This window comes from Pseudomonas sp. PS01303, from assembly GCF_029959385.1.
Taxonomy (GTDB): domain Bacteria; phylum Pseudomonadota; class Gammaproteobacteria; order Pseudomonadales; family Pseudomonadaceae; genus Aquipseudomonas; species Aquipseudomonas rustica.
The window spans coordinates 1-7,554 of the sequence record NZ_JASCPK010000212.1; the positions used below are offsets into that span (position 1 = coordinate 1).

The 7,554-nt window shown below is 60.7% G+C and carries 6 protein-coding genes; 5 read left to right on the forward strand and 1 reads right to left on the reverse strand.

The window, feature by feature from the left end:
• Positions 1–124 precede the first annotated feature (124 nt).
• From QMX93_RS28890 to QMX93_RS28900, 3 genes are all read left to right on the forward strand, one after another.
• Positions 125–661 (forward strand): sigma-70 family RNA polymerase sigma factor, encoded by a 537-nt coding sequence (locus QMX93_RS28890; RefSeq protein ID WP_282358971.1) that lies wholly within the window; start codon positions 125–127, stop codon positions 659–661.
• The gene (locus QMX93_RS28895) at positions 658–1,350 is read left to right on the forward strand and encodes an anti-sigma factor (RefSeq protein ID WP_282358973.1); all 693 of its coding nucleotides are present in this window, start codon (positions 658–660) and stop codon (positions 1,348–1,350) included. The genes QMX93_RS28890 and QMX93_RS28895 overlap by 4 nt, the downstream gene beginning before the upstream one ends.
• A gap of 213 nt (positions 1,351–1,563) precedes the next feature.
• Entirely contained in the window at positions 1,564–2,082 is a 519-nt protein-coding gene (locus QMX93_RS28900; protein WP_282358974.1) for a hypothetical protein, read from the forward strand.
• A 70-nt stretch (positions 2,083–2,152) separates the two neighbouring features.
• Here the strand turns inward: QMX93_RS28900 and QMX93_RS28905 are convergent, their stop codons facing one another.
• Positions 2,153–3,244 carry a DUF1615 domain-containing protein gene (locus tag QMX93_RS28905; protein ID WP_282358975.1) on the reverse strand — a complete coding sequence of 364 codons (1,092 nt, stop codon included), beginning with the start codon at positions 3,242–3,244 and terminating at the stop codon, positions 2,153–2,155.
• Between the two features lie 271 nt (positions 3,245–3,515).
• Between QMX93_RS28905 and QMX93_RS28910 the strand changes: the two genes are divergently transcribed.
• On the forward strand, positions 3,516–5,720 hold the full coding sequence (locus QMX93_RS28910; protein WP_282358976.1) for a TonB-dependent siderophore receptor: 2,205 nt from the start codon (positions 3,516–3,518) through the stop codon (positions 5,718–5,720).
• Between the two features lie 211 nt (positions 5,721–5,931).
• Positions 5,932–7,467 carry an FAD-dependent monooxygenase gene (locus QMX93_RS28915; RefSeq protein ID WP_282358977.1) on the forward strand — a complete coding sequence of 512 codons (1,536 nt, stop codon included), beginning with the start codon at positions 5,932–5,934 and terminating at the stop codon, positions 7,465–7,467.
• Positions 7,468–7,554: the final 87 nt, after the last annotated feature.

Sequence of the window (7,554 nt, forward strand, 5' to 3'; positions counted from 1 at the left end):
GAGCTTGCTCGCGAAAGCGGTAGGTCTGTGACGCACGGGTCAACTGACATACCGCCTTCGCGAGCAAGCTCGGCTCCTACAAGGTTCTGTGTTGTTTTGGGGAATGTGAGCTAGATTGCACGACATGCCTTTAGCCGAATCCGAGTTCGATTACCAAGCCCGCCTCGCCGCCTGTGCCCGGGGCGAGCGTGCGGCCCTGCGCGATTTGTATGTGCAGGAAGGCCCGCGTCTGCTCGGTGTGGCCAAGCGGCTGGTGCGTGATACGGCGCTGGCGGAGGACATCGTCCATGAGGCCTTTATCAAAATCTGGAACGGCGCGGCGGGTTTTGATCCGGCGCGCGGTTCGGCGCGCGGCTGGATGTTCAGCGTGACCCGCCATCTGGCGCTGAATCAGTTGCGCAATCAGGCGCGGGAAACGCCGTTCGACGAAGCGCATGAAATGCCTGCGCACGACGAGGATGCGTTCGACGCCCACGCGCATTCGGCGCGCATTCACCGTTGCCTCGAACAACTGGAGCCGCAGCGCCGCCACTGCATCCTTCACGCCTACGTCGACGGCTACAGCCACGCGCAGATTGCCGCGCGCCTCGACACGCCGCTGGGCACCGTCAAAGCCTGGATCAAACGCAGCCTCACTGCGCTGCGGGAGTGCATGGGATGACCATTGAATCGGCGCAGGATCGTGATGAACTGGCCGGCGAATATGTGCTCGGCACCCTGTCGGCCGAGCAGCGCATCGAGGTGCAACAGCGTCTGCAGCATGACGCCGATTTGCGCGCCGCTGTGGATGCTTGGGAGCGGCGTTTGCTGGAGCTGACGGATCTGGCCGAACCACAGCAACCCTCGGCGCAGTTGTGGCGGCGGATCGAACGCAGTGTGGATCGGCTGACGCAGACAGCGCCGGCGACGTCCTGGTGGAATCTGTTGCCGTTGTGGCGCGGGTTGAGTGCTGCCGGTCTGGCGGCGACGTTGGTGTTGGGCGCGATGCTGCTGACCCAGACCACGCCGAAGCCGAGTTATCTGGTGGTGCTGGTGGCGCCGCAGGACAAGGCGCCAGGCTGGGTGATTCAGGCGAGCGACTCGCGGGAGATACAGTTGATTCCGCTGGGCGTGGTCGAAGTGCCGGCGGACAAGGCGCTGGAATTCTGGACCAAGGCTGATGGCTGGCAGGGGCCGGTATCGCTGGGTTTGGTCAAACCGGGCGAGGCGTTGCGGGTACCGCTGGATAAACTGCCACCGCTGCAAGCGAATCAGTTGTTCGAGTTGACGCTGGAAGGCGCCAATGGCTCGCCGATCGGCAAACCGACCGGGCCGATTCAGGCGATTGGCCGCGCAGTAAAAGTCCTCTGAAGTCCCACGTAGGAGCTGCCGAAGGCTGCGATCTTTTGCTCTTGCGCTTTCAAATCAAGATCAAAAGATCGCAGCCTTCGGCAGCTCCTACACGGATGCGTTTCAACCATCATTGCTGTCGATGTTCACCATCACGTCAATGAAGTTTTCATAAAAAATCCCCGGCGTAACATCAGCTCCATACCAACCAACAACACCCCGGAGCACACCATCATGAAACGCCAAACTCTTCTCAGCATCGCTTTCTCGGTCTTCGCAGTTAATGCTTTCGCCGCTACCCCAACCCACACGATGATCGCCGCCGACGGCTCGGATCGTCTGTACCAGAACGCTGTTGCGGCAGATGGTTCTGATCGCTTGCAAGGCAACACCGTCGCCGCTGATGGTTCCGATCGTCTGCAAGGCAACACCGTGGCCGCCGATGGCTCGGATCGTCTGCAAGGCAACACCGTCGCCGCTGATGGTTCCGATCGCCTGCAAGGCAACACCGTCGCCGCTGATGGCTCGGATCGCCTGCAAGGCAACACGGTCGCTGCTGATGGCTCGGATCGTCTGCAAGGCAACACCGTTGCCGCCGATGGCTCGGATCGTCTGCAAGGCAACACTGTCGCCGCTGATGGCTCCGATCGCCTGCAAGGCAACACCGTTGCCGCCGATGGTTCCGATCGTCTGCAAGGCAACACTGTCGCTGAAGGTGGCTCTGATCGTTTGCTTGAACGCCGCGCTGTCTGAATGACTCGCGTCATCGCAACAACCCAGAGAAACCCGGCTCCCGCAGCCGGGTTTTTTATGTCTGCTTGATTTAGCCGGCCTTGGCCATGCAGCGCTTGTAACGCTCGTCCACGCGTTTGGCGAACCACGCGGTGGTGAGTTTGCGGGTGATTTTCGGGCTTTGCAGAACGATACCCGGCAACACCGCACGCGGCAGGGTTTTACCTTCGGCTTTTTCCGCCAGTTCAAACACCCGTTGATAGAGTTTGGTCTCTTCGAACTCCAGTGTTTTGCCCTTCTCCAGTTGATCGCGAATGGTTGGGTTACGCATACCCAGCGATTTGCCGAGGGTGCGCACCGCCAGTTCGGTGCTGCCGGGCATGATCGAGTCGTAACGAATCAGGTCGCCGTCCAGCGCCAGCGGAATGCCCGAAGCGCGGCTCACCGCATTTTGAAACGCGGCATTGCGACTCGCGTACCAACCGGCATTGAAATCGGCGAAGCGATACAGCGGCTCGCGGTAACTCACCGGGTAACCGAGCAAATGCGCGATGCCGAAATACATGCCGCCGCGACGGCTGAACACCTCGCGGCGAATCGTGCCGTCTACCGGGTACGGATAATCCTTGGCGTGTTGCTCGGCAAATTCGATGCTGACCTGCATCGGCCCGCCGGTGTGCACCGGGTTAAAGCCGCCAAACAACGTGCGGCCCATGGGCACCCTACCGATGAAGTCGTCGAAGATTGCGCTCAACTCCTTCTCGCTGCGCGCGGCGTTGAGGCGTTCGCTGTAGGTTTTGCCATTGGTTGAATTCACCTGCAACGCGCCGCTGACCAACAGGCTGGGGATGTGCACTTTGCCGGCGCGACGATCGATTTCGTCGCGGGCGATTTTGCCCAGACCGGGTACGGTGGGGTCGGCCTGAAAGGTTGATTCCTGCTCGGCCACGGCCAGCACTGAACAGAGATTCTGCGTGGTCGGGCTGATGTTTTGCGCGGCGAAAGCGGCATAGATATCGGTGGCCCAGCCTTGGCGATCGGCGATTTTAGCGGGCATCAGCCGAACAATTTCGGCCTTCACTTCATTCGGCGCACGCGGTGCAGGTTCGTCGCTGCGCTGACTGGCGCAACCTGCCAGCACCAGCATGGCGGCGAGGGTGATCAGTAATCGAGGGGTGTGCATGGCGCTCCTTCCAGTCCGTTGAGCCGCGATCACCATACACAATCCGTGTAGGAGCTGCCGCAGGCTGCGATCTTTTGATTTTGATTTTAAAAAACCTGATCAAAAGATCGCAGCCTTCGGCAGCTCCTACGGGTGTTATGGGGAGTACTGACAAACTGATTGCAAAACGTGACTGAGAAAACCTATCATTTGCACCTGGAGTCGCATTTGCGCAAGGAGTTCCCGCGCCGCCCTAACTTTTCTCACCGGCCGTGCGCCTCCAGGTACAACAATGCCCGCTCCAGCCCGACTCGCCGTCCCGTTCCGCCCGACGTTGCTCGCCCTGCTGTGCTCCCTGACCGTTACCGCTCACGCCGCCGAAGCGGACAATAAAGAGCTGGTGCTCGACAACGTCAACATCAATGCCCAAGCCCCAACGCCAAACGCCCTGCCCCCGGTTTACAGCGGTGGTCAGGTCGCGCGTGGCGGTCAGCTCGGCGTGTTGGGTAATCAGGACATGATGGACGTGCCGTTCAGCGCCGCGTCCTACACCGAACAACTGATTCAGGATCAGCAAGCCGAAGACGTCGCCGACGTGCTGCTCAACGATTCGTCGGTACGTCAGGCGTCGGGTTTTTCCAACCAGTCGCAAGTGTTCATGATTCGTGGCCTGCCGCTGAATGGCGACGACATTTCCTATAATGGCCTCTACGGCGTGCTGCCGCGGCAGATCATTTCCACCGATGCGCTGGAGCGTGTGGAAGTGTTCAAAGGCCCGAACGCCTTTATCAACGGCGTGACCCCGACCGGTTCCGGCATCGGCGGCGGCGTCAACCTGCAGCCAAAACGCGCCGGCGACGAGCCGCTGCGCCGCTTCACCACCGATATCAACAGCGAAGGTCGCGTTGGTCAGCACTTCGACATCGGCCAGCGTTTCGGGGAAGACAACCGCTTCGGCGCGCGGATCAACCTGTCGCAGCGTGAAGGCGATACCGGTATCGATCACGAAAACCAGCGCTCGAAACTGTTCGCCATCGGCCTCGATTATCGCGGCGATGCCCTCCGCCTGTCCGGCGACTTCGCCTATCAGAAAGAACGCGTCAATGGTGGTCGCAACTCGGTCAACCTCGGCACAGCCACACACATTCCGGATGCGCCATCGGCTGACACCAACTATGCGCCGAAGTGGGGTTACACCGACATCGAAGACACCTTCGGCATGCTCCGCGCCGAATACGATCTGAACGATAACTGGACTGCCTACGCTGCCGGCGGCGCCAAGCACACCCGCGAAGTCGGGCGCTACAACTCGACCACGCTGGTTGGCAACAACGGTGCTTCGTTCACCACCGGTTCGTTCATCCCCCACGACGAAGACAACACCAGCGTCATGGCCGGCCTCAACGGCAAATTCGACACTGGCGCGGTCAGCCACAAACTCAATTTCGGCCTGACCGGCATCTGGACTGAACAACGCAGCGCCTACGATTTCGACCTGACCAAATACGCCAACAACATCTATCACCCGGTGCAAACACCATCGCCGGTCGGCAACTTCTCTGGTGGCGACAACAGCGATCCGGGCATCACCGGCAAGACCTTCAACCGCAGTATCGCGCTGTCCGACACCCTCGGTTTCTTCGATGATCGCCTGCTGATCACCGCTGGCCTGCGTCGTCAGCAATTGGTCGTGCAGGGTTACAGTTACGCCAGCTATGGCAGCGGCCCGCGCTCTTCGAGCTACGACGAATCGATCACCACGCCGGTCTACGGCATCGTGTTCAAACCGTGGGAACACGTGTCGTTCTACGCCAACCACATCGAAGGTCTGGCGCAGGGCCCGACGTCGCCAACCAGCAGCGGCGGCTTCCGCGTGACCAACGGCAACGAGGTTTACGCACCGGCTCGCTCCAAGCAGACCGAGGCTGGGGTGAAAGTCGACATGGGCACGTATGGCGCGAGCCTGGGTGTTTACCGTATCGAGCAACCGAGCGACGGTTACTGCGAGATCGACAGTGCGACCACTTGCACCTACGTGCGTGAGGGCGAGCAGGTCAACAAAGGCGTGGAAATGAACGTCTTCGGCGAGCCGATCAGCGGTCTGCGTTTGATCAGCGGCCTGACCTTGATGGACACCGAACTGAAAAACACCCAGAACGGCGCCAACGATGGCAACCGGGCGATTGGCGTGCCGACGTTCCAGTTCAATGCTGGCGCGGATTGGGATGTGCCGGGCCTGCAAGGTGTTGCGCTGAATGCGCGGATGCTGCGTACCGGTGGCCAGTATGCGGATGCGGCGAACAACCTGAGCCTGCCGACGTGGAACCGTTTCGATGCGGGTGCGCGGTATGCGTTCAAGGTGTCGGAGAAGGACGTGACGTTGCGTCTGGGCGTGGAGAACCTGGCGAACAAGAAGTACTGGGAATCGGCTCAGGGCGGTTACCTGACGCAGGGTGAACCGCGTGTGGCGAAGTTGTCGGGGACGATTGATTTTTAAGCGTCAGCCCCTCGTAAAAAGGCCCCGCAGCTTCATGGTTGCGGGGCTTTTTTTGTTTCTATGGCGATTGATTTGGCCTCTTCGCGAGCAGGCTCGCTCCCACATTGAAATGCGTTCCCCTGTGGGAGCGAGCCTGCTCGCGAAGGGGCCGGAACTGGCTACCTTTTACAGCTGAGCCATACTTGTTCCACAGCAAACGGAGGTAAGGCCCATGCACCGCAGCGACGTATTGATCACCGGCGCCGGCCCCACCGGTCTGGTGCTGGCCCTGTGGCTGAGCAAACTCGGCGTACGCGTGCGCATCATCGACAAGACCTCCGCCCCCGGTACCACTTCACGGGCACTGGCGGTGCAGGCGCGAACACTTGAGTTGTACCGGCAACTGGATCTGGCCGACACCATCGTGCGCAACGGCCACCGAGTCGCGGCGGCGAATTTCTGGGTCAGTGGCAAACCGGTCGCGAAGCTGCCGCTGAACCGTATCGGCGAGGGCCTGACGCCCTACGCATTTGTCGAAATCTTCCCGCAGGATCAACACGAAAAACTGCTGATCGAACGACTCGAAGACTACGGCGTCACCGTCGAGCGCAACACCACGCTGGAGAGTTTCACTGAGAACGGCGATGGTCTCACTGCGCATTTACGCCTGTCCGATGGCGAGCAGGAGATCTGTCAGGCCTGTTATCTGGCCGGCTGCGACGGCGCCCGTTCGGTGGTGCGCAAAGCCCTCGACGCCGGTTTCCCCGGCGGTACTTATCAGCAGATTTTCTACGTCGCGGATGTGCAGGCCAGCGGCCCGGCGATGAATGGCGAGTTGCACATCGATCTCGACGAGGCAGATTTTCTCGCGGTCTTCCCACTGGCCGGCGAAGGCCGCGCGCGGTTGATCGGCACCGTACGTGATGAGCGGGCGCAGCGCGCGGAGACGCTGGAGTTTTCCGACGTCAGCAGCCGCGCCATCGAACATCTGAACGTCCATGTTGAAGATGTCCATTGGTTCTCCACGTATCGCGTGCATCACCGCGTCGCCGAGCATTTTCGCGGTGGTCGGGCGTTTCTGCTCGGCGATGCCGCGCACGTGCACAGCCCGGCTGGCGGGCAAGGCATGAACACCGGCATCGGCGATGCGATCAATCTGGCGTGGAAACTGGCGGCAGTGCTCAGCGGCGCGGCCACGCAGGAGTTGCTCGACACTTACGAAACCGAACGCATCGCCTTCGCCCGCAAACTGGTGTCGACGACCGACAAAGTTTTCAGTTTCGTCACCGCCGAGGGGCGTCTCGCCGACCTGCTGCGCACGCGGCTGGCACCGTTTGTGATTCCGAAAATGGCCTCATTCGAGGCCAGTCGCGAATTCCTCTTTCGCACGGTTTCACAAGTCACTCTCAACTATCGCGGTATGCCGCTGAGCCAGGGCGTGGCCGGCCATGTGCACGGCGGTGACCGCTTGCCGTGGGCGCATGATGGTGAGGGGGATAATTACGAACCGTTGCGCCAGCCGTGCTGGCAGGTGCACGTGTACGGCGACACCAGCGACGAGATGATCGCCTGGTGCAATGAACATCATCTGCCGCTGCATGTGTTCGACTGGCGACCGGCGTTTGAAACGGCGGGACTGGGGCGCAACGGCTTTTACCTGCTGCGCCCGGATACCTATGTGGCGATTGCCGATAACAGCGCGGATCCGAAGGTGATTGAGCGCTACTTCCGCGATCACGGCATCCGCCCGTTCCTCAATTGCTCCTGACGCTCACTCAACTCCCCTGTAGGAGTGAGCCTGCTCGCGAAGGCGTTGTATCAGCCGACATCAATGTTGACTGATACAACGCCTTCG